This window comes from Rhizobium sp. BK591, from assembly GCF_014195045.1.
Classification (GTDB): domain Bacteria; phylum Pseudomonadota; class Alphaproteobacteria; order Rhizobiales; family Rhizobiaceae; genus Rhizobium; species Rhizobium anhuiense.
Map to the genome: position 1 here is coordinate 206,890 of NZ_JACIAZ010000004.1, position 21,302 is coordinate 228,191.

The following is a 21,302-nucleotide window of genomic DNA, read 5'->3' on the forward strand; positions in this document are numbered from 1 at the left end:
CTAACAGGCTGTTCTATCATTTCGATCAATGAACAGAACACAGCTCTCGCAACTCGCCGTTCTTGCCGCCGTCTCGGAACATCGCAGCTTCCGAGCTGCGGCGAAGGAACTCCTCGTCGCGCCCTCGGCCGTCAGCCATGCGATCTCCAGCCTCGAGGAAAGTCTGGGTGTCAGGCTTCTGGCGCGCACCACCCGCAGCGTCGCGCCGACCGAGGAGGGTCGCCTGCTGCTCGAAAGACTGCGGCCGGCGCTCGAAGAGATCGGCATTGCCTTGGAGGCCGTCCGCGACACGCGCGGCAAGCCCGCCGGAAATCTGCGCATCACTGCGCCGCGTTTCGCCTCCGATATCCTGCTTGCCCCTCGCCTCGGCGACTTCCTCAACCTCTATCCCGATATCACTTTGGAGATCGCCAACGAGGACGGCTTCACCGATATCGTCAAGGAGGGTTTCGATGCCGGCATCCGGCTGGAGGAGAGCCTGGAGGCCGATATGATCGCGGTCAGGATCTCTCCCCATCTGACGACGGTGATTGCCGCTTCGCCCGATTATTTCGAGCGCTATCCGAAACCGGAGCACCCGCGCGATCTCGTCCGTCACCGCTGCATCAAGCGGCGCTTCACCAATGGCTCGATCTATCGCTGGGAATTCGAGAAGGATGGGCAGGAACTGGTCGTTTCGGTCGACGGGCCGCTGATCGTCAGCGAGGATCGCCTCGCCTTGCTGGCAGCGCTGAACGGCGCCGGTCTTGCCTATCTCTTCGACATGCGGGTGCACGCCGAGCTGGCGGCCGGCAGTCTGGTGCGGGTGCTGGAGGATTGGTGCGCGCCCTATCCCGGCCCGTTTATCTACTATCCCACCCGGCGGCAGATGCGCCCGGCACTGCGCGCCTTCATCGATTTCTTCAAGCTTGCCGAGAAGGATTCGGGCGGCCGATAAATATTGGGACAGCCGCCCGTTGGCATCATGTCATCAGGCAGCTTTCGCCTTCTGGTTTGCTGCTGTCGTGGCGAGCTGGGAGAGGGTCTTGTCGGTGGCCGTTTCTTCCTGCAGCGTCTGGTCGAGCAGGCGGACGGCATCCTTGAGGCCGAGCGTTGCGGCCCAGGTCTTCAGCGTGCCGTAGCGGGCGATTTCATAATGTTCGACGGCCTGGGCAGCCGAGATCAGACCGGCATCGAGGGCCGATGTGCCCTTGAATTCCTCCATGATTTCTTCGCCCTCGGCCAGAATGCCCTGGATCGCCTCGCAGGTTTTGCCCTGTGCGCGTTTGCCGATCAGTTCGAAAACCTGCTGCAGCCGCTCGACCTGAGCTTCGGTTTCCTCACGGTGTTTTTCGAAGCCCGCCTTCAGTTCGGTGGATTGTGCGGCGCGCGCCATCTTTGGCAGGGCGCGCAAAATCTGCCGTTCGGCAAAGTAGATGTCCTTGAGTGTGTCGTGGAATAGATCTTCCAACGTCTTTTCCTTGGCCATTTTCTCGATCCTTGTTTTGGGAAAAACCGCGAATGCGGCGACACATTAAGAAGCGAGGATCGCGCTAATTGTTCCCGATCGATTTCGGGTGGACTGGAAAAGGGCTCCAGGCGATGATTCCGGCCATCGGTATGGGAGGAAGATAACGTCATGCGAAAGCCGGGTTCGATGAAGGGGCTGGAAGATCTTGGCCGCGTAAGGCTGTCGCAAAACTTCTTCCTTCGCGATTTCCTGCACTCCGAAATCGCCGATTTCTACCGCATCCCCAACATCCCCGAGGATCCCGATCTGGCGATCGAGGCAGGCAAGAGGCTCTGCGAGGAATTGCTGGAGCCGCTGCAGGCGACGTTCGGGCGCCTGCATATCCGCTCCGGCTATCGCTCGCCGGGGGTGAACAGGTTTGGCAACGAGAACAATCTGAACTGCTCGACCAATGCCGCCACATCAGCGCATCACATCTGGGATATGAGGGATTTTGACGGCTGCATGGGTGCTGCGGTCTGCATTGTCGTGCCATGGATGCTCGACCGCTACCGCGATGAAAGCGACTGGCAGCGGCTCGCCTGGTGGATTCACGACCACCTGCCTTATGCCTCGCTCTGCTTCTTCCCGAAGCTCTGGGCCTTCAATATCCAGTGGCACGAACGCCCGAAGCGGGTGATCCAGAGTTATGTCAGGCCACGCGGCATCCTCACCAAACCGGGCATGGCCAATTGGGAAGGCGATCACGCCGCTGTCTACGAAGGTTTTCCCCCGCTCAGAAACTGATGCCCCGCTCAGAAACTGATGCGGTAGCGGATGTGGCCGTCGCTTTCGACATAGCTGTCGTAGAGTGCCCGCGCCGTCTTGTTCTGCTCGCTCGTATGCCAGTAGAGCCGCGACCAGCCCTTGGCTTTCGAGGTGGCGATGAGATCGTCGATCAGCGCCCGCCCAAGGCCCTTGCCGCGCGCATCGGCATCGACGAACAGGTCTTCGAGATAGCAGTCTCTGCCGCGGATCCACGTGCCCTCATGCGTGAGATAGAGTGCAAAGCCCATCATCCTGCCATCGACCTCGGCGACGCGCATCGAAATTGCCGACGCCGGATCGAAGACCCGGCGCCATGTCTGATCGGTGATATCGGCATCGACCGTGACGTCGTAAAAGGCGAGATAGGCCGCCCAGAGCTCGCGCCAACGGGCTTCGTCCTCGGGGCGGGCATCGCGTATGGTCGCGGTCATGGGCTCTCCCTTTCTTCAGCCGCCGGCTTCGTCGAGCAGCGCCATCGCATCATCGGAAAGCGCCAGTGTCGCCGATTTCACCAGGCTTTCAAGCTGCGAAAGGCTGGTGGCGCTGGCGATCGGTGCCGTCACGCCCTTCTTGCGCAGCAGCCAGGCGAGCGAAATTTCCGCCGGGCTGGCGGCGGTCTCGGTCGAAACCTTGTCGAGCGCGGCCAGGATGCGCAGGCCCTTGTCGTCGAGATATTTCGAAACCCGGCCCTCGCGTGCGCGGCCTTCCGTATCGGCCTTGCTGCGGTATTTACCGGTGAGAAAGCCGGCGGCGAGGCTGAAATAGGTGATGACGCCGATATCCTGGGCGATGCAGAGCTCGGCGAGTGGCCCTTCGAAGCTTGCGCGCTCATAGAGATTATATTCCGGCTGCAGGACGTCGTAACGCGGCAGGCCGGCCTTTTCGGCCGCGTCGAAGGACGCCTGGAACAACTTTGCATCATAATTCGAGCAGCCGATGGCGCGGATCTTGCCCTGCTGCTTCAGCTTGGCATAGGCGCCGAGCGTTTCCTCATGCGGCGTATCGGCATCCGGCCAATGCGAGAGATAGAGGTCGATATAGTCCGTCTGCAGCCGGCGCAGCGAATCCTCGACCGCCTTCAGGATATAGGTCTCCTTCAGCGTCTTTCCCTGTCCCATGTCGGAGCCGACCTTGGTGACGATGACGGCCTTGTCGCGGGAAACCCTTGCCTGCCTCAGCCAGCGCCCGATGATTTCCTCGGAATCGCCGCCCTTGTTGCCCGGAACCCATGCGGAATAGACATCGGCCGTATCGATCGTGTTCAGGCCCGCATCGAAGAAGGCGTCGAGAATGGCAAAGGATGTTTTCTCGTCGGCCGTCCAGCCGAACACATTGCCGCCGATGACGATCGGCGCGACCGAAAGACCTGTTTTTCCAAGCCGGCGCATTTCCATGACGCTCTCCAGTAAGGTGATGTGATTGAAATCGCGGATACGGCAGAACGCCGCCCTCGCCCAAACTTAGCGCGATCGGCGCGTGAGGAAAGGCAAACTTCCGTGATTTGAGGTCTCGCCATTGCGCCGCAGCGAAGGCCTGCATATGGTTCGCCGAAATCAGTTCTGGGAGGCTTGGATCATGCTGCGTTTCGGTATCATTTCAACGGCGAGGATCGGCCGCGACAATGTCATTCCCGCGATCCAGGATGCGGAGAATTGCGTCGTTACGGCGATTGCGAGCCGTGATCTCACGCGCGCAAGGGAGGTGGCCGACCGCTTCTCCGTGCCGCATGCCTTCGGCTCCTACGAGGAGATGCTGGCCTCCGACGTCATCGACGCCGTCTACATCCCGCTGCCGACCTCGCAGCACATCGAATGGTCGATCAAAGCCGCCGATGCCGGCAAGCACGTGCTCTGCGAAAAGCCCATAGCGCTGAAAGCCGACGATATCGACGAAGTGATCGCCGCGCGCGACCGTAATCGGGTGGTGGTCACCGAAGCCTATATGATCACCTATTCCCCGGTCTGGCAGAAGGTCCGCGCGCTGATCGCCGAGGGCGCGATCGGTTCGCTCCGCCATGTGCAGGGCGCCTTCACCTATTTCAACCGCGACCCCGCCAATATGCGCAACGTTCCCGAGCTCGGCGGCGGCGGCCTGCCCGATATCGGCGTCTATCCCGTCATGGGCACGCGTTTTTCCACCGGCAAGGAGCCGCTCAGGATCCAGGCGGTCACCGAGCGCGATGCGGATTTCGGCACGGATATCTATTCGAGCGTCAAGGCCGATTTCGGCGATTTCGATCTGAGCTTCTATATCTCGACGCAGATGGCCAACCGCCAGGTCATGGTCTTCCACGGCACCGACGGCTACATCGAGGTCAAGTCGCCGTTCAACGCCAATCGCTGGGGGCCCGAGGAGATCGAGCTTGCCAACCGCAGCCACACCGAATCGCGCATCTTCCGCTTCCAGGACAGCCGCCAGTACAGGCGGGAGGTCGAGGCCTTCGCCCGGGCGGTGACGAACGGCAAGGAAGAGATCGTCACGCTCGAAAATTCGAAGCTGAACCAGAAGGTGATCGACGCGATCTACCGGGCCAGCGAGAAGGATGGCTGGGAAGCAGTTTAGCGCATAACCCCGAAAATCGAGATCGATTTTCGGAAAGGATTATGCGCCAATTTAAAGTGTTAGAGCGTCCTTTGCGCGTCCTCTTGGACGCGCGGCGCTCTAATCACTCAGCGCGGAAGACGAAGCGCGAATAGCCGAAGAAGCTGAAGACCATCGAGGCGGCGGTGGCGATCACCATCGCCGCAAGCGGCTGCAGGGATGGCAGCGACAGCAGAAGCGCTGAATAGAGCCCGTAATTGACGAGCGCTGCCGTCACCCCGACCGAGCCGTAGCGGAAGCCTTCGGCGGCAAGCGAATGGCCGGAGCGATCGAAGGTGAAGGTCCGGTTGAAAGCCCAGGTCGCCGCCATGGCGAAGGCGATCGCAATGAGCCGCGCCAGAAAAGGCCCGAGCGGCGTCAGATGGAGCAGCGCCGACAGGGTGCCGGCATCGACGACGAAGCCCATGCCGCCGGCAATCGCGAAGCGGATGAGCTTTCTCATGCAGCATCCGCCTTGCCGCGGCCGGCGCGCGATACCGGCGCGGCGTGGCTCAGCGGCGTCTTCATCGCACTCGGCGTCTCCAGGCCGATATAATGGATACGAAGCTGTTCGGCGCGGGCGCGCGCAACGGAATCCAGGATGACGCCGGCGGTGAACAGCATGAAGGAAATCATCATCAGCGCCGTCGACAGCACCCAGGTCGGCATGCGGCTGACGAGACCCGTCTGGAAATATTCCGCCAGCACCGGCGCCATGAAGCCGAGGCTCGCCAGCATGAAGGTGGCGCTGATCGCGCTGAAGAAGGCGAAGGGCCGGGTTTCCTTCATCAGCATCGCGAACATCCAGAGGATCTTGGCGCCGTCGCGGAAGGTCGACAGTTTGGAATGCGAACCTTCCGGCCGGCGGCCATAGTCGAGTTCCAGTTCGCTGACCGGCAGCTTCAGCCGGGAGGCATGCACGGACATTTCGGTTTCGATCTCGAAGCCGCCGGATACCGCCGGGAAGCTCTTGACGAAGCGGCGCGAAAAGGCGCGGTAGCCGGAAAAGATATCGGTGAAGTCGGGTCCGAAGATCGTCCTGTAGAGCAGGTTGAAAAGCCGGTTGCCGAGCGCATGGCCCTGACGGCCGGCATCGTCGTGCACGCCGCGCCGGGTGCCGACCACCATGTCGGCGCGCTCGGTCAGCAGCGTGCGCACCAGTTCTTCGGCATCATCAGGCGTATAGGTCCCGTCGCCGTCGGCGATGATGTAGATGTCGGCCTCGATATCGGCGAACATGCGGCGCACGACATGGCCCTTGCCCTGGCGCCGCTCGCGCACGACATGCGCCCCGGCAAGCATTGCCTGCAGCGCGGTGCCGTCGGTGGAATTGTTGTCGTAGACGTGGATCGCGGCATCCGGCAGCGTTGCCCGGAAGCCCCGGACGACAGGGCCGATCGTCGCGGCTTCATTATAGCAGGGAAGCAGGACGGCAATATTCAGATTGTCGGTACGCGATCGGGCCATGACTCTACTCGTTACACTTAAAAGCCGCGCTCAGCCTAAATCATCCGGCGTTAATAAGACCCTATGACGCAGGCAAAATCGGCGGTCGTCGCAACGGCTTTACACTTTCTTGATCGGCGGCGGCTAAGCTTGCCTCATCCGGAAACGAACCGCTAACCACAATGAACGCTGTGCAGCCGATCACCCATGCATCATCCGCGATCGATACCCCTCGGGGCAGGATACGCGACCTGCTGACGCGTCTCTGGCCAACTGTCATCGCTTATAGCGTCATTTTCGCCGCCGTCATTCTCGTCACCAGGCTTTCCGGCGCCACCGATTATGTCGGCCCGGACAATGACGACGGAATGCGTCTCGTCGAGGTTCGCGATTTTCTCGCCGGGCAGGGCTGGTTCGATCTGATGCAATACCGGCTCGGTCTCACCGGCGGCACGCTGATGCACTGGTCGCGGCTGATCGATCTGCCGATCGCCTCGCTGATCTGGTTCTTCGGTCTGTTTGCACCCCGCGAGACGGCCGAGGCGCTGGCGCTCGCTGTCTGGCCGGTATCGCTCATCCTGCCCGCCATGCTCGCCATGGCCGTGGCCGGTCGGCGCATTGGCGGTGTCGCCGGCATGCACATCAGCCTCGGCTTGACCGGCCTTGTCATCTACGCCGGCAACCGTTTCGCGCCGGGCGCCATCGATCATCACAATGCGCAGCTGGCGCTGGTCGCCACGATGATAGCGATGCTGCTGGATCCCGAGCGTCGCGCCTGGAGCTACGCGGTCGCCGGCGTCGCGGCAGCCATCGCCATTGCCATCGGCGCCGAGACGACCCCCTTTGTCGCCGCCGTCTGCCTGACCGTCGCTCTGCTCTGGGCCTGGGAGGGCGAAGATTTTGCCGCTGCTGCGAAGGCCTTCGGGCTGGCTTTGGCGCTGGCGATCAGCATCCTGTTCTTCGCAACGGTACCGCCCCGGCTTTATTCGATGGTCACCTGCGACAATCTCTCGCTCGGCTATTACAGCCTGGCGGCGATCGGCGGCGGTTTGCTGTTGTTTTCGGCGGTTTTTGCCAGCCGCCTCACCCGTCCCTTGCGTTTTGCAGCGCTCGCCGTCGTCGGCGCCGGTGTTTTCGGTTCGGCGATCGTGATCGCACCGCAATGCCTGAGCGATCCGCTGGCCAGTCTCGATCCGATGCTGGTCGAGCTCTGGCTGAAGAATGTTTCGGAAGCGCAGTCGGTTTTCGTCCTCGGGCGCACCGATCCTTTCTCTCTCGGCGCCTTCTATGCGGCCGGCCTCTTCGGCATCGCCGTCTGCATCTTCCGCATCGTTCAGCGTGACCGCGTGCAAATCCATCTGGTCCTGCTCCTGCTGCTGACGACGAGCTGGGCAATCGCGTTGGTCCAGGTGCGCGGCGCGACCTTCTCGAACCTCATCTCCATCCTGCCGCTTGCGCTGCTGATCATCGATATCAGGCGCATTTCGAACGGCGACAGCGAGAATGTCGCCGCCGCCTTCGTCTACATCGTGACCGTGCTCGCAAGTGTTCCGGCCGCCTGGGCCGTCGGCGGCGGGCTTATCTCGATGCAGACGGAGAATGCCGCGCAGAAGAAGACGGCCGAGCCGGCAAAGAAGATTTCCTGCACATCGCAGGAGGCGCTGGCCCCGCTTGCCGGGCTTCCGGCCGGGCTGGTCTCCGCACCATCGGAAATGGGCGTCCCCATTCTCCGCTTCACCCAGAACCGGGTTCTCTCGGCGCCCTATCATCGCAATCAGGGCGGCATGCTGACGGAGTTGCATATCGGCCTGGCGGAGCCGCAGGAGGCGGAAGCTTTCTTGAAGGGGGCTGGGGTGACCGTGCTAGCCTTCTGCCCCAAAGACCCGCAGACGCGCGAGATCGCCAAGCTGAAGCCGGATGGGCTCTATGCTGCGCTCGGCAAAGGCAATATCCCGCGCTATCTGGAACCGCTGCCGAAACCGGCCGACGCAGGCGTGCAGTTCTTTCGCTATCGGCCGACGACGAATTGACGCGGGCCGTCCTCAGCATGGATGATTGTTAGTTCGAGACGCGCATGGCGCGACGAAGACGCTGGTTGGCATAGAGGCCAAGCACGAAGAGCATGAGGCCGCCATTATAGCCGAGCACGGCATAGACGAATGCCAGAATGGACACCGGACCGGGCGAGGTTATCGCCGCCAGCGCGAATGTCATTCCGATCAGCGCCGCGACCAACGCGATTGCGCTGGCCGAGCGCGTTTGCCCGGCGCTGATGCCCAATGCTGCTGCTGTGAGAATAATCATTTCAGCACCTTCCCAGAGATAACGAGGGGAAGAATAGGAAGCGCCAACTAACAAAGATTTACCGGCGATCTTGCCCGAAAAGCCTTTGTATTGCGGTGGTTAGCAATCCCTTTCGGGTAAAACGCGAATTGTACCTATCCGTTCCGCAACAAAACGGATTTATCGCGTTCGGTGTCGGCCGCCATCGCGGCCGAACTCAGCGGAGCGGCGATGACGTCGGCCCGTTGCCGAGTTCAAAGCCGGGAAAACGGCCTCTGCATCGATGCCGAGCTTCCCGTTTGCTGCTGATCGACATAAAAAGGTGAGATGAGCAACGTCTTCGACGGCGATTCGCCGACCAACCTTGCCGAGTATTCGGTTTCGGAGCTTTCCGGCTCGATCAAGCGCACCGTCGAAACCGCCTTCGACCAGGTTCGTGTGCGCGGCGAAATCTCCGGCTATCGCGGGCCGCATTCTTCGGGTCATGCCTATTTCGCGTTGAAGGACGACCGCGCCCGCATCGACGCCGTCATCTGGAAGGGCACCTTCTCGCGGCTGAAGTTCCGTCCGGAAGAGGGCATGGAGGTCATCGCCACGGGCAAGGTCACCACCTTTCCGGGTTCTTCGAAATATCAGATCGTTATTGAGACGCTGGAGCCGGCCGGTGCCGGCGCGCTGATGGCGCTGATCGAGGAGCGCAAGCGCAAGCTGGGCGCCGAGGGCCTGTTCGATGCCGCCCGCAAGAAGCGGCTGCCCTTCATGCCGAGGGTTATCGGCGTCGTCACGTCGCCGACCGGGGCGGTCATCCGCGATATCCTTCACCGCATCTCCGATCGTTTTCCCGTACATGTCCTCGTCTGGCCGGTGAAGGTACAGGGCGAGGGGTCCGGCGAGGAGGTGGCGAACGCCATCCGCGGGTTCAATGCGCTGGAGCCGGCAGGTACCATTGCGCGCCCCGATGTGCTGATCGTCGCGCGCGGCGGCGGCAGCCTGGAAGATCTTTGGAGTTTCAACGACGAAATCGTCGTGCGTGCTGCGGCCGAAAGCCGGATACCGCTGATCTCGGCCGTCGGCCATGAGACCGACTGGACGCTGATCGACTATGCCGCCGATGTCCGCGCCCCGACGCCGACCGGTGCCGCGGAAATGGCGGTGCCGGTCAAGGCGGAGCTCGAGGCGCAGGCCGCCGCTCTCGCCGCACGCCTGCAAGGCTGCATGAACCGGCAGATGGATCAACGCCGTCAGTCCGTCCGTGCCCTGATGCGGGCATTGCCGTCGCTCGATCAGCTTCTCGCCTTGCCACGCCGGCGTTTCGACGAAGCGGCTGCCGGCCTTGGCCGCGGGCTGGAACTCAACACCATCAACAAGCGCCGCGGCTTCGAGCGCGTCGCCGCGCATCTGCGCCCCGATGTGCTCTCCAATCGCATCGCCGAACGCCGCCAGACGCTGAACGAGCGGATCGTGCGGGCCGAGCGTATGGTCGAACGGCTGATCGACCGTTCGAAATCGCGCGTTGAGCGCGCCGAAGCAATCCTCGCCTCGCTGCCTGCCCGGCTGAAGACCCAGACCGACCGCGGCCGCGAACGGCTCGGCAATCTTTCGCGCCATGCCGATACGGCGATCCGTCACCAGCTGACCCGTGCGCGCGCCGAGCTTTCTTCGCAGGACCGCGTGCTGCAGTCGCTCTCCTATAAGAATGTGCTGAAGCGCGGTTACGCCGTCATTCGCGATGAGGATAACAGGCCGGTCTCGCAGGCTGCTCAAATTTCCGCCGGCATGGGCATCGCCATCGAATTCGCCGACGGTCGTGTCGGCGCGATGACCACGGAAGGCGGCACACCGCCGGCCGGTGCCAAGAAGCGCAGCGCAAAACCCGCAGAACCGCAGAAACAGGGAAGCCTGTTCTGACGATGCGGATCCTGCTGGTGCTTGCCCACCCATTGCCGGACAGTTTTGCCGCCTCCGTGGCGCGCACCGCCCGCCAAGCATTGGAAGCCGCCGGGCATGCCGTCGATTTGCTCGATCTCTACGCCGAGAATTTCGATCCGCGTTTGTCCGAGACCGAGCGCCGCGGCTATTTCGACGTGCCCTACGATAGTTCAGCCGTGGCCGGCATCGTGGACCGACTGAAGGCCGCCGACGGCCTCGTTCTCGTTTTTCCGCAATGGTGGTTCAATTTCCCTGCTGTCCTGAAGGGCTTCTTCGATCGCATCTTTGCGCCGGGGGTCGCCTTCACCCATGATGCCGCCGGAGGCCGTATTGTGCCGCAGCTCACCAATATCAGGCTGCTCTACGCGCTGACGACGACAGGTTCGCCCTGGTGGCTGGTGCGTCTCTATATGGGCGATCCGGTGCGCCGGCTGTTGAAGCGCGGCATCGCCGCCTTCTGCTCGAAGCGGTTGAATTTCCGGATGCTCAGCCTGCACGACATGGACCGTGCCACCAATGCAAAGCGGACGGCGCATCTCGATCGCGTGCGCAAGCTGCTATCGGCGATCCGATGACTCGGCGTCCGAAAGGAACTTGCGCGGCAGGCACCGTCGCGAGCCCTTTCAGTCAGCGTGATGAGCACGGTCCTGCGGTCAGCGCTTCATACTGTCAGCGTAGGATGACGCCGCTCAGGCCCATTCGCCCTGCCGCATCACCGGAACCCGCGAACCATCCGGCTTGATCCCGTCGATATCGACCTTGCCGGAGCCGATCATCCAGTCGATATGGATCAGGCTGGAATTGCCGCCCTGCGCCTTGATCTGCTCCTGGCTGAGCGTCGCACCGTTCAGGAAGCATTTGGAATAGCACTGGCCGAGCGCGATGTGGCACGAGGCGTTTTCGTCGAACAGGGTGTTGTAGAACAGGATGCCGCTGGCCGAGATCGGCGAGGAATGCGGCACCAGCGCCACTTCGCCGAGCCGGCGCGCCCCCTCGTCGGTATCGAGCACCTTGTTCAACACCTCCTCGCCGCGCGATGCCTTGGCCTCGACGATCCGTCCGCCCTCGAAACGCACCTGAATATTGTCGATCAGCGTGCCCTGATGCGAAAGCGGCTTGGTGCTGGAAACATGGCCTTCGACGCGCAACGCATGCGGCGTGGTGAAGACTTCCTCGGTGGGGATGTTCGGATTGCAGGTAATGCCGTTCTTGGCGGTGGAAGCGCCGCCATGCCATTCATGCCCGTCGGCAAGGCCGACCGTCAGGTCCGTCCCCGGTCCTTGGAAATGCAGCGAGGCGAAACGTTCGCCGTTCAGCCAGGCGGAGCGCTTGGCGAGATTGGCATTGTGTTCGGCCCAGGCGGCGACCGGATCGCTGACATCGACGCGCGAGGCGGCAAAGATCGCCTTGGCAAGCTTGGCGATCGCGATCGGTTCCGGATCGTCGGGGAAGACCACCTTGGCCCAGGACGGGTTGGGATAGGAGACGATGTTCCAGTTGATGTCGAAATTCGAGATCTTTTCCAGCGCCGGCTTGTAGGCGGTGGAGTTGGCGCGATTGGCGCGGCCGACCTTGCCGGCATCCTGCTCGGAAAGCAGCATCGGATTGTCGCCGGCGACGGCAAGACGGGCCGCCCCGTTGGCATAGGCCTTGGCCATGCCCTCGTAGAGCCAGCCGGAAGCGCGGTCGAAGCTCTCGTCGCCGCCATATTGATAGCGCGCCAGCGTCGTTTCCTCGTCGGAATAGAAGGCGGTGACCAACCCGGCGCCGGCCTGATAGGCGTGTTTGGTGATCAGGCGCACCAGCGGCAGCGCCACGACAGGCGCGGTGACCACCAGATCCTGACCCTTCTGCAGCTGCAGCCCGACCTTGACGGCGACTTCCGCAAGCTTTTCCAGCTTGTCGGGATCAACGGTGTTCTGGCTCTGGGGCATGAAAGTCATGGTTCAACCTGCCTTCTGTCATTAACGGTGAGAGGCTGGAAGACTTAGACCCGTTTGCGGCGAAAATGAAGCGTATCGCCGCCAAATTGCAAGCGGTCGGATGGACGTCCGGCCGCAGCGCGGGCTTCAGGCGGCCGCCTCCAGCCTGAGCAGGATCGAGTTATGCTTTTCGAGGAATTCGACCAGCCGCTGCGGGTAGTCCGCACTGACGGCGGCCTTGACGCTTGCCCGTTCGGACAGCGCCTTGCGCCAGTGCCTCACCCGCTCCAGCCCTTCGAAGATGCCGCTGTCGCCGAGCGTGTCGAAGAGATCGAAATAACGAAAGACCGGCGCGAACACGGCGTCGACCAGGCTGAAGCCGTTGCCGGCGAAATAAGGCCCGTCCGTCAGCACCGTCTCGATTGTCGCGAATTTGGCGATGAGCGCCTTGCGTTTGATTTCCAGCTGCGAGGCATCCTCGGCCGTTTCATAGCCCCAGAGATCGGAAAGCACGGACGAGCCGAATTCCATCCAGCCGCGATGGCGGGCACGCGTCAGCGCGTCTTTGGGATGCAAGGCGACGCCAATCTGCGTTTCCTCGAGATATTCGCAGATGACGCTGCTTTCGAACAGCACGGCCTCGCTGCCGTCCTCCTCTTCGATCCTGAGCAGCGGTACCTTTCCGAGCGGAGAGATCTTCAGGAACCAGTCCGGCTTGTCGGCAAGATCGATGTTGATGCGTTCGAAGGGCACGCCCTTTTCGAGAAGCGCGATCGCGGAACGCTGCACATAGGGGCAGAGGTGATGGCTGACGAGAGTAAGCTTGCTCATGGCGGTCTCCACGGGATGATAATAGATGTAATTGCATGTAATATCACTTGCGGCTGAATTCAAGGTAGATGTAATTACATTTATGTCCGAAAAAACGCCGAATCCGAGCGAAGCTGTCACCTCTGCCTGGACGAGCATCATGCGCGCCCGCGAGCGCTTGCTTGGCGCGATTGAAGCCGACCTGAAAGCGGCAGGCCTCCCGCCGCTTGCCTGGTACGACGTGCTGTGGGAATTGGCGCGCTCGGAAGACGGCAGGCTGCGCCCCTACGAGATCGAGGAGCGGACCTTGCTGGCGCAGTATAATCTTTCCCGGCTGATCGACCGGCTGGAAAGCGAGGGCCTGGTCCGGCGCGAAACCTTCGCCAGCGATGGCCGCGGCCGCTGGGTGGTGATGACGGATGCCGGCCGAAAGCTTCGCGAGCGCATGTGGGCCGTCTATGCCAGATCGATCGAGACCCATATCGGCTGCAGGCTTGCCGAAAGCGAGGCGAAGACGATCGCCGGCCTGCTCGACCGCTTCTTATAGTTTCAATCGCCAGAGCATCGGCATCCTGTTCTGATCAGGCAATCAGCGGCGCGGCGACGGCCTTGAGCACCGTCAACGCATCCTTCGGATCGATCCGCACCTGCAGCCCGCGCTGCCCGCCATTGATGAAGACCAGCGGCTCGGCAAGGGCGGCTTCCTCGATCGCCGTCGGCACCGTCTTCTTCTGGCCGAACGGGCTGATGCCGCCGACATGATAACCTGTCAACCGCTCGGCATCGGCGGGCTTCATCATGTTGGCCGATTTGCCGTGAAAGGCGTTGGCGAGCTTCTTCATGCTGACCTCGCGGTCCGACGGTACGACGACGCAGACCGGTTTGCCGTCCACCTCCGCCATCAGCGTCTTCAGCACCCGGTGCGGCGCCTCGCCGAGCGCTTCGGCCGCCTGCAGCCCGACGCGCTCGGCATTGGGATCGTAATCATAGGCATGGACCGTGAAGGCGATACCTGCCTGCGAAAGAAGCTGTGTCGCGCGCGTGGTCTTGGACATCTCTCCCCCTGAGCTCAGCGAGCCGTCTGTCAGCCGCCGAACGTACCGGCGTAAATCTCCGGCTTGAAGCCGACCAGCAGCTTGCCTCTAGCCTCCAGCACCGGCCGCTTGATCATCGACGGCTGGTCGAGCATCAGGGCGATCGCCTTTTCCCGGGTCAGGTTCTCACGCTCGGCATCGGGCAGTTTGCGGAAGGTGGTGCCGGCGCGGTTGAGCACGGTATCGAGGCCGGCCTTGTCGATCCAGGCTTCGAGATGGGCACGGTCGATACCGAGCGCCTTATAATCGTGAAACTCATAGGCGACGCTATGTTCTTCCAGCCAGCTGCGGGCCTTCTTCATCGTGTCGCAATTCTTGATGCCATAGATGGTGACGGCCATGCCCGATCGATCTCCCTGTGATGACAGCGAGATAACATGCAGGCCGGCCGGCGCAAACGCCGTGCGACGTTTTATCCCCTGCGCGCCGATGGTCACCGCAGGCAAAACCCCGCTCAATTTTCCAGCGTCCCGGCCTTGCGCGACGCCTGGCTTGGGTTCTCGCAGGCGATCTTCATCAGGTCGCCGCGCCGCCGCACCAGCCGGTCGGAGGTTCGGGTCAGGATCAGCCCGTCCTGCGGCGCGGTGAGCTCGATGCTGCCGCCCGGCTGCCCCGGCCGGGTGAGGATCGTCGCAAGACGATCGCCTTCCGCAACCCTCTCGCCGATATTGCGATGGAAGAGCACGGCGCCACCTTCTCCAGCGCGAATGATCTCGACATTGTCGAGCGGCACGGCCGGCCCGTAAAACGTCGTTGACGCTTGCTTCCTGTCGCCGACGATCCCCCGTGCCTCCAGGAAGCGCCAGAGCCCGTCCGCATCCTTTTTCGCCAGCACCGGATCGACGTCGCGCTTGCCGCGCAGTTCGACGGTGACGGAGAGTTTGCCGGGCAATCGGGAGCGGCGCTCGCCGGGGACTTCATATTTCCATGCAAAGCCGACGGCCTCCTCGAAGGCCGAGCTTTCGCCATCCGAAAGCAGCACGGCCTCCATGTCGAGCGCGCTGGCGAGATCGGCCGCCTCAGGCCAGAAGGCCTCGTCGATGTAGGCATATTGCAGGGATTCGTCGTCGCAATGCAGGTCGAGCACGAGGTCGGCCCCGAGCGCCATATGCAGCAGTTGCCGCTTCAATCTGTCGGTAGCCGGGGTGTCATCGAGGTCCTCGATCAGTGAGGCCCGATCGACAAGGGAGATCAGCGGGAAATCCCGGTTGAAATTGGTGCGCGAGCCCAGGTCGAAACGGCCCTGCAATTCGCCGAAATGCGACTGCGCCGCACCGATCGGATTGGCCTGCGGCACGATGGTGACATCGCCGGCGATCCCGCCCTGGCTTTCCGCCTGCCGCAGCCGCTCGCAGAGGAAATGCAGCAACACCGTTCCAGGCAGCTCGCCGGCATGCAGGGCCGCCTGGATATAGGTCTTGGGCGCCTCCGGATCGTGGCCCGTAAAGCGCAGCACCGGGAGCCGCCACTCCGTTCCCGGCGTATCGCCCGGGATGATGATCTCTGAAATGTCCATGCCGCTTTCGCTCCCGTTTGCGTCAATGCCGGAACAGGCCTTCAGAGCTTTATGCGCGGAAATCAGGCAAGCGCAAGCCGCGATCCATCATTGCCCGCAGCCGAGCAGCGGCCAGCGATCGATGACCCGATGTTCGGTCTTTCCGAGAACACTGTGGACGAGCAGGAATTCGGCGGCCGTCCATGAAACCGGTCTGTCGAGGCTTGTCGGCGGCACGGCCTTGCGGTCGTAGAGCAGCGTCATATGTGGCGTGAAATGCCGGCTTATATTGTGCCGCAATCCGGCATTGTGCATGCCGACACCGAGTTGGACATGCAGCCGTGTGAGCGGCTTTCGTCCGCCTTCACCGCAAAGCACGAGTGGCCGCGCCTTGCCCTCCCGCTTGAAACTCATGATCCTGTCGAAGGTGATCGTGATCGGTGCGCTCTCCACCGTCGCGCCGGCCTGGCGCGCCGCAAAGACCGCGTCCTCCGGTAATTCTTCATAGTCATCGATGCCGATGATCGTCACGTGCAGCGTCGTCAGGCGTGGTCTTGCGGAAAGAGAGAAAGCTTTGCCATGGTCATCGGCGATCGCGGCCGCCTGCCGTTCGACGGCATCGGGAGGGCAGAGAGCGAAGAAAAGCCGGTGTCTGCCGGTGTAACTTTCGTTCGGCCGCTCGCGACGATTCTTGTCACACTCGAAATCGAGGGAAATCTGGTTCATAGGCCCTCACGGTCGTCATGACCTGACGCGTCGTTTCCAAAACGCGACGGAGGATATTCTCAACAGGACCGCACCTCAAGAACAAAAAGAGAACACAATGTCCCGATATGCTTGGCGTTAAATTCATCCGAACCCTTGCCCGGCGCCGGATGAAGTGGACTTTCGAAAAGCCCGGTACGCGCAAGAAACGGGTTGAAACAGCGGCCGTCTCATACGATTTTGAAGGCAATCGAACATGCGGAGGCTGTCATGGCTGAGACAACGCACCACTATCTCATCTTCGAAACCGCGGGCGGTTTCTGCGGCATCGCCTGGAGCGATGCCGGCATCACCCGTTTCCAACTGCCGACCAAATCAGCGGAAGCGACCGAACGGCTGCTGCTGCGCCGCCTACCGGATGCCGAACCCGGCGCGCCGACGCCAGCTGTGCTAGAGACGGTTGCCGCCGTGAAGCGCTATTTCCAGGGCGAGGAGACGGATTTTTCCGGAGTCGAACTCGATCTTGCCGGCCAGGATGCCTTCTTCCGGGATATTTATGCGGCGGCACGGCGTGTCGGCTGGGGCCGCACGACCACTTACGGCGCGCTGGCGAAGGAGCTTGGCGCCGGGCCCGAGGCCGCCCGCGACGTCGGCCAGGCGATGGCGAAAAACCCGGTCGCTCTGATCATCCCCTGTCACCGGGTGCTTGCGGCCGGCGGCAAGATCGGCGGCTTCTCCGCGCCCGGCGGTTCGACATCGAAGGCCCGCATGCTGGAACTCGAAGGCGTCAATCTCGCACCGCCGCCGCCCGCCCAGCAGTCCCTGGGTTTTTAGGCGGCGGAGGCTTTTCGTTTCCGCAATTCCGGACGCGAAACCGCGCTACACTTTTGCGGGAATTGCTTTGGCAGCAATCTCAGCCGCTCAATGCGGGCTGGCTGTCGGCCGGATGATGATCTCGCTGACATCGACGTCATCAGGCTGGCTGACGGCGTAGAGGATCGAATTGGCGATCGCCTCGGGGCTGATCGTGATCGCCCTGAAAGCCTTCATCGCATCCCGCGCGGTCGGATCGGTGATCGTCTCGGCCAGTTCCGATGTCGTTGTGCCGGGAGAGATGACGGTCACCCGGATGCGGTCGGTCTCCTGTCGCAATCCGTCCGAGATCGCCCGCACCGCGAATTTCGTCGCGCAATAGACGGCAGCCGTCGGAGAGACGCTGTGGCCGCCGATCGAAGACAGGTTGATGATCTGCCCCGACCCCTGCGCTTTCATGATCGGAAGCGCTGCGGCAATGCCGTAGAGAACGCCCTTGATGTTGACGTCGACCATCCGGTCCCATTCGTCGACCTTGAGGGCATCGAGCGGCGAGAGCGGCATGACGCCGGCATTGTTGACGATCACGTCCAGCCGTCCGAATTCGGATCTGGCAAAGCCTGCGAAGGCTTCCACCTGCGAGCGGTCGGTGACGTCAAGCTGTCGCAGGCGCACCGTCCCGCCCTTTGCGGCGATGTCGTCGGCAAGTTCCTTCAGCCGATCGGTGCGACGTGCGCCGATCACGATATGCGCGCCGGCCGCAGCCAGCACCCTGGCCGTAGCCTCTCCGATGCCGCTGCTGGCCCCGGTGATGGCAATGACTTTTCCTTTGATATCAGACATTTCAAGCTCCATTGCAGGTTGAGGTTTTCGTGGCGGTCAGCTTGGGAAATCGGCGCTGAGCGTCGTCTCCGCCCAGGTGTCGAAATTTGCGCGCAGCGCATCGAGCCGTTCGCGGGCGATTTTCAGGGCGGGTGCACCGAGCAGGAGGCGAAGCGGCGGCTCGTCCGCCTCGAATGCCGATAGGATTGCCGTTGCGGCTCGGGTGGGATCACCCGGCTGCTTGCCGGAGACCGAACGGGTGGCCTGGCGCCGCTTGCCTGCGGTCTCGGCGTAATCGTCGATGATCGTGGCGGATTCGACCATCGACCGGCCGGCCCAATCCGTTCGGAAGGCGCCGGGTTCGAGGATCGTCACATCGATGCCAAGCGGGTTGACCTCATGCGAAAGCGATTCCGACAGGGCTTCGACCGCAAACTTGGTGGCGTGGTAGTAGCCGGTCGCCGCAAACGCGACGAGCCCGCCAAGCGAGGAGACATTGAAGATATGCCCTTGCCGGCGTGCACGCATGCCCGGCAGAACCTGCTTGGTGACATCGATCAATCCGAAGACATTGGTTTCGAACTGGGCGCGTATTTCGGCATCCTCGCCCTCTTCGATCGCCGAGAGGTAGCCGTAGCCGGCATTGTTGACCAGGACGTCGATCGCCCCGAAATGCGTTTCGGCGTTACGAACCGCGCCGGCGACGGAGTTGCTGTCCGTCACATCGAGGGCAAGGGCAAGCGCACGGTCCCCGTATTCTGTCGTGAGATCTGCCAGGGTCTCGGGTCTGCGCGCCGTCATGGCGGCGCGCCAGCCTCGGGCGAGGACGGCTTCGGCGAGTGCCCGGCCGAGGCCGGACGATGCGCCTGTTATGAACCAGATGGGTGTTGGGGAAGACATGATCGTCATCCTTTCCGGCCTGTAAATGCGGCCTTACTCCTTGTGATGTTTCCTTGTCAGACGGCGCGTCATTTGCGGCGAAGCACCATGCCGGCGTGATGGAGGGTATTGCCGTCCACGAAATCGCCGTCGGCCGTAAAGCCCGTGTCATCCCAGTATTCGATGTGCCTTCCGGTGACTTCGTAACGTCCTCGGTAGGCGCTTTCACGGTTTCCGCGGGCTTCGTCGTAACGGCCATTGGGCAGAAGTTCGTGGCGGATACGGCCGTCATCCGTCACCCACATGCCGACATAGGGATGCTGCTGCATTCTGTTCTCGCTTGTTTGTTGCTGCTGAGGGGCTCGGTCATTCACGGCATCGGCGGCAGACGAACCGATCGCCGTGCCGGCTAAGGTGGTTGCGGCGAAAAAATGCAGAACAGGACTGTTGGAAATGTTGCGCATCGATTTTCCTCTCGAAACCTCCGTTGACCTCGACTTGAAAGATAGCGTGGCCATCCGCGGTGATTAAGTTGCCAATCCAGGATGCCTTGGTTAGATATGCTAACCAATGGCCGATGATCTCGAAGGCATTTCAGTCTTTCTTGCGGTGGCGGAGGCGCGGAACTTCCGGCTCGCCGGCGAGCGGCTTGGCGTCACCCGCTCCGCCGTCAGCCAGGCCCTGCAGCGCCTGGAGGATCGGGTCGGCGTTGCCCTGGTCCAGCGCACGACGCGCAGCGTCAGCCTGACGGAGGCCGGCGAGGTGTTTTTCGACGCGGTTCGTCCATCGGTCCGCCAGGTCAGGGATGCGATGCAAACGGTCAGGGAAATGCAGGCGCGCCCGAGCGGCTTGCTGAGGATCACCGTTTCCTCGATCGCCGAGAACTTCCTGTCCGGCACGTTGCTGGCCGGCTTCATGGAAGCCTGCCCCGACATCAAACTCGATATCACCATCACCGATGACGAATTCGATATCGTCGAGGCCGGCTTCGACGCCGGCGTCCGGCTCGGCGAAGTGATCGAACAGGATATGATTGTAATCTCCGTCTCCGAAGAGCAGCGGCAATGTGCGGCCGCATCCCCCAGCTATCTCGAGCGCCGTGGCCATCCCCGCCATCCCCGCGAACTGCAGGATCACGCCTGCATCGGTTGGCGGCCGCGCCCGGATACCGCACCCTATCGCTGGGAGTTCACCGAAAATGACCGTGACTTCGACGTCGCGGTCGACCCCGCCGTCACGACCAACGACATGGGAATGATGATCCGCATGGCCTGCGCCGGAGCCGGCATCACCTTCGGCATGGTGGAAACCTTCCAGCCCTATGTGGAACGCGGCGAACTCGTGCCGCTGCTGGAGGGTTTCTGTCCGCCCTTTCCGGGCTTCTATCTCTACTATCCCAGGCGCCAGAGGCAGCCACTGAAGCTGCGCGCATTGGTCGATTATATCGGCAGGTCCCGTAGGCGGTAATGCGGTCTGCGCCCCCTCAGGCTTCCCGCACCGTCTCGAAGCCTGCGGCTTGGGCTGCTTTCATAAATTTGCGGTCAAAGGTAACGAACTCTTCGCAATGGGCCGCTTTGGTCAGGTGCAACGCATCGGCAAAATCCATTCCGTTCTCAGTGAGATCGAAGGCAAGAGCAACGATCGCAGAATCCTCGATCGTCACCGTGGACAGCCCGCCGAAGGCGCGAAGGGCACGAGCGACCTCTGCACTGCTGTAGCCATAGACGCTGCGCAACACCCATTCGGCCTCCAGCACCACCGTCACGGCGACAAAAACGGCCTGTCCGTCAATGATGTCACGGGCGCGGACAGATTGATCCGGATGATCGCCCGTGAGATATCGGACGACGAGATTGGTATCAATCGCGATCATGACGGCGGCGGGCTTCGGCCAATAGGCCGGCTTCCATATCGTCCAGAGTTTTGGGCTCGCCGCTGAAGGGAAGCATGCTGAAGACATCGGCTGGGTCTGTCGGCGCAAAGGCAGGGGCCTGCTTCAGCAGCACCCCTTCCGCGGTTTCCTCAACAATCAGACGCGTTCCAGCGGCCCACGCCCGCCGTTGGCGCACGGCTTTGGGAAGAATGACCTGTCCCTTCGTGGAGACGGTGGTAATGAGGCTTTCAGCCCGTGTCATCTTTTGCCTTTCTTGGTAAGACGAAAGTAAGATAGGTGTATCGCTTTCGTTATTCAAGAACTATCGCGGATGCCAGCAGCAGCCGTCCGACAGGCGATTTACATAGTCTGTAGCCTGTGGCTGAAGATTGCC

General features: G+C 62.1%; 26 protein-coding genes. 9 read left to right on the forward strand and 17 right to left on the reverse strand.

The features are described from left to right. Positions 1–28: 28 nt before the first annotated feature. Positions 29–937, forward strand: a complete 909-nt coding sequence (locus tag FHX10_RS19135; RefSeq protein ID WP_047617531.1) for a LysR family transcriptional regulator — start codon at positions 29–31, stop codon at positions 935–937. 33 nt (positions 938–970) lie between these two features. On the opposite strand, the gene FHX10_RS19140 is transcribed toward FHX10_RS19135, so the two are convergent. Further along, a complete protein-coding gene (locus FHX10_RS19140; RefSeq protein WP_028757863.1) occupies positions 971–1,468 on the reverse strand; it encodes a ferritin-like domain-containing protein in 498 nt (165 codons plus the stop codon). A gap of 150 nt (positions 1,469–1,618) precedes the next feature. On the opposite strand from FHX10_RS19140, the gene FHX10_RS19145 reads away from it, so the two are divergent. After that, positions 1,619–2,236, forward strand: a complete 618-nt coding sequence (locus tag FHX10_RS19145) for a hypothetical protein (protein WP_048338480.1) — start codon at positions 1,619–1,621, stop codon at positions 2,234–2,236. A gap of 8 nt (positions 2,237–2,244) precedes the next feature. Here the strand turns inward: FHX10_RS19145 and FHX10_RS19150 are convergent, their stop codons facing one another. Both FHX10_RS19150 and FHX10_RS19155 read right to left on the reverse strand, forming a co-directional pair. Beyond that, positions 2,245–2,688, reverse strand: coding sequence for a GNAT family N-acetyltransferase (locus tag FHX10_RS19150; RefSeq protein ID WP_048338481.1), 444 nt, complete (start codon positions 2,686–2,688; stop codon positions 2,245–2,247). Between the two features lie 15 nt (positions 2,689–2,703). Beyond that, positions 2,704–3,651, reverse strand: a complete 948-nt coding sequence (locus tag FHX10_RS19155; RefSeq protein WP_048338482.1) for an aldo/keto reductase — start codon at positions 3,649–3,651, stop codon at positions 2,704–2,706. A gap of 181 nt (positions 3,652–3,832) precedes the next feature. Between FHX10_RS19155 and FHX10_RS19160 the strand changes: the two genes are divergently transcribed. Beyond that, entirely contained in the window at positions 3,833–4,819 is a 987-nt protein-coding gene (locus tag FHX10_RS19160; RefSeq protein WP_097543258.1) for a Gfo/Idh/MocA family protein, read from the forward strand. A gap of 103 nt (positions 4,820–4,922) precedes the next feature. On the opposite strand, the gene FHX10_RS19165 is transcribed toward FHX10_RS19160, so the two are convergent. Together FHX10_RS19165 and FHX10_RS19170 are read right to left on the reverse strand one after the other, a co-directional pair. Continuing rightward, entirely contained in the window at positions 4,923–5,300 is a 378-nt protein-coding gene (locus FHX10_RS19165; RefSeq protein ID WP_097594984.1) for a GtrA family protein, read from the reverse strand. Next, positions 5,297–6,304 carry a glycosyltransferase gene (locus FHX10_RS19170; protein ID WP_097594983.1) on the reverse strand — a complete coding sequence of 336 codons (1,008 nt, stop codon included), beginning with the start codon at positions 6,302–6,304 and terminating at the stop codon, positions 5,297–5,299. Before FHX10_RS19170 ends, FHX10_RS19165 begins: the two co-directional genes overlap by 4 nt. A gap of 161 nt (positions 6,305–6,465) precedes the next feature. Between FHX10_RS19170 and FHX10_RS19175 the strand changes: the two genes are divergently transcribed. Beyond that, on the forward strand, positions 6,466–8,313 hold the full coding sequence (locus tag FHX10_RS19175; RefSeq protein WP_097594982.1) for a hypothetical protein: 1,848 nt from the start codon (positions 6,466–6,468) through the stop codon (positions 8,311–8,313). 28 nt (positions 8,314–8,341) lie between these two features. Here the strand turns inward: FHX10_RS19175 and FHX10_RS19180 are convergent, their stop codons facing one another. Next, on the reverse strand, positions 8,342–8,587 hold the full coding sequence (locus tag FHX10_RS19180) for a hypothetical protein (RefSeq protein ID WP_063474837.1): 246 nt from the start codon (positions 8,585–8,587) through the stop codon (positions 8,342–8,344). Between the two features lie 306 nt (positions 8,588–8,893). On the opposite strand from FHX10_RS19180, the gene xseA reads away from it, so the two are divergent. Together xseA and FHX10_RS19190 are read left to right on the forward strand one after the other, a co-directional pair. Further along, positions 8,894–10,474: an exodeoxyribonuclease VII large subunit gene (xseA, locus tag FHX10_RS19185; RefSeq protein WP_063474836.1), complete on the forward strand. Its 1,581-nt coding sequence runs from the start codon at positions 8,894–8,896 to the stop codon at positions 10,472–10,474. 2 nt (positions 10,475–10,476) lie between these two features. Further along, the gene (locus FHX10_RS19190; RefSeq protein WP_063474835.1) at positions 10,477–11,070 is read left to right on the forward strand and encodes an NAD(P)H-dependent oxidoreductase; all 594 of its coding nucleotides are present in this window, start codon (positions 10,477–10,479) and stop codon (positions 11,068–11,070) included. Between the two features lie 114 nt (positions 11,071–11,184). Here FHX10_RS19190 and FHX10_RS19195 read toward each other — a convergent pair whose 3' ends face one another. Continuing rightward, positions 11,185–12,438 (reverse strand): aminopeptidase, encoded by a 1,254-nt coding sequence (locus FHX10_RS19195; RefSeq protein WP_063474834.1) that lies wholly within the window; start codon positions 12,436–12,438, stop codon positions 11,185–11,187. 126 nt (positions 12,439–12,564) lie between these two features. Further along, positions 12,565–13,248, reverse strand: a complete 684-nt coding sequence (locus tag FHX10_RS19200) for a glutathione S-transferase family protein (RefSeq protein ID WP_063474833.1) — start codon at positions 13,246–13,248, stop codon at positions 12,565–12,567. Positions 13,249–13,330: 82 nt separating this feature from the next. Between FHX10_RS19200 and FHX10_RS19205 the strand changes: the two genes are divergently transcribed. After that, on the forward strand, positions 13,331–13,774 hold the full coding sequence (locus FHX10_RS19205; RefSeq protein WP_063474832.1) for a MarR family winged helix-turn-helix transcriptional regulator: 444 nt from the start codon (positions 13,331–13,333) through the stop codon (positions 13,772–13,774). A 34-nt stretch (positions 13,775–13,808) separates the two neighbouring features. Here FHX10_RS19205 and ybaK read toward each other — a convergent pair whose 3' ends face one another. The 4 genes from ybaK to FHX10_RS19225 form a co-directional block, all read right to left on the reverse strand. Then, complete coding sequence (gene ybaK / locus FHX10_RS19210) at positions 13,809–14,282, reverse strand: Cys-tRNA(Pro) deacylase (RefSeq protein ID WP_063474831.1); 474 nt, start codon at positions 14,280–14,282, stop codon at positions 13,809–13,811. 29 nt (positions 14,283–14,311) lie between these two features. Next, positions 14,312–14,662, reverse strand: coding sequence for an ArsC family reductase (locus FHX10_RS19215; RefSeq protein WP_063474830.1), 351 nt, complete (start codon positions 14,660–14,662; stop codon positions 14,312–14,314). Positions 14,663–14,775: 113 nt separating this feature from the next. After that, positions 14,776–15,837 (reverse strand): succinylglutamate desuccinylase/aspartoacylase family protein, encoded by a 1,062-nt coding sequence (locus FHX10_RS19220; protein WP_063474829.1) that lies wholly within the window; start codon positions 15,835–15,837, stop codon positions 14,776–14,778. Between the two features lie 87 nt (positions 15,838–15,924). Beyond that, entirely contained in the window at positions 15,925–16,542 is a 618-nt protein-coding gene (locus FHX10_RS19225; RefSeq protein ID WP_063474828.1) for a 2'-5' RNA ligase family protein, read from the reverse strand. A 249-nt stretch (positions 16,543–16,791) separates the two neighbouring features. On the opposite strand from FHX10_RS19225, the gene FHX10_RS19230 reads away from it, so the two are divergent. Beyond that, entirely contained in the window at positions 16,792–17,355 is a 564-nt protein-coding gene (locus FHX10_RS19230) for a methylated-DNA--[protein]-cysteine S-methyltransferase (RefSeq protein WP_063474863.1), read from the forward strand. 87 nt (positions 17,356–17,442) lie between these two features. Here FHX10_RS19230 and FHX10_RS19235 read toward each other — a convergent pair whose 3' ends face one another. The 3 genes from FHX10_RS19235 to FHX10_RS19245 are packed head-to-tail and all read right to left on the reverse strand — an operon-like array spanning position 17,443 to position 19,499. Continuing rightward, positions 17,443–18,177: an SDR family oxidoreductase gene (locus FHX10_RS19235; protein ID WP_047617653.1), complete on the reverse strand. Its 735-nt coding sequence runs from the start codon at positions 18,175–18,177 to the stop codon at positions 17,443–17,445. Positions 18,178–18,213: 36 nt separating this feature from the next. Further along, positions 18,214–19,065 (reverse strand): oxidoreductase, encoded by an 852-nt coding sequence (locus FHX10_RS19240; protein WP_176707360.1) that lies wholly within the window; start codon positions 19,063–19,065, stop codon positions 18,214–18,216. A gap of 59 nt (positions 19,066–19,124) precedes the next feature. Next, positions 19,125–19,499 (reverse strand): Atu4866 domain-containing protein, encoded by a 375-nt coding sequence (locus tag FHX10_RS19245; RefSeq protein WP_080759945.1) that lies wholly within the window; start codon positions 19,497–19,499, stop codon positions 19,125–19,127. A gap of 106 nt (positions 19,500–19,605) precedes the next feature. Here FHX10_RS19245 and FHX10_RS19250 point away from each other — a divergent pair, with 106 nt between their 5' ends. After that, entirely contained in the window at positions 19,606–20,502 is an 897-nt protein-coding gene (locus FHX10_RS19250) for a LysR family transcriptional regulator (RefSeq protein ID WP_063474827.1), read from the forward strand. Between the two features lie 16 nt (positions 20,503–20,518). Here the strand turns inward: FHX10_RS19250 and FHX10_RS19255 are convergent, their stop codons facing one another. Beyond that, entirely contained in the window at positions 20,519–20,908 is a 390-nt protein-coding gene (locus FHX10_RS19255) for a type II toxin-antitoxin system VapC family toxin (RefSeq protein ID WP_063474826.1), read from the reverse strand. Continuing rightward, complete coding sequence (locus FHX10_RS19260) at positions 20,895–21,170, reverse strand: AbrB/MazE/SpoVT family DNA-binding domain-containing protein (RefSeq protein ID WP_063474825.1); 276 nt, start codon at positions 21,168–21,170, stop codon at positions 20,895–20,897. The genes FHX10_RS19255 and FHX10_RS19260 overlap by 14 nt, the downstream gene beginning before the upstream one ends. Positions 21,171–21,302: the final 132 nt, after the last annotated feature.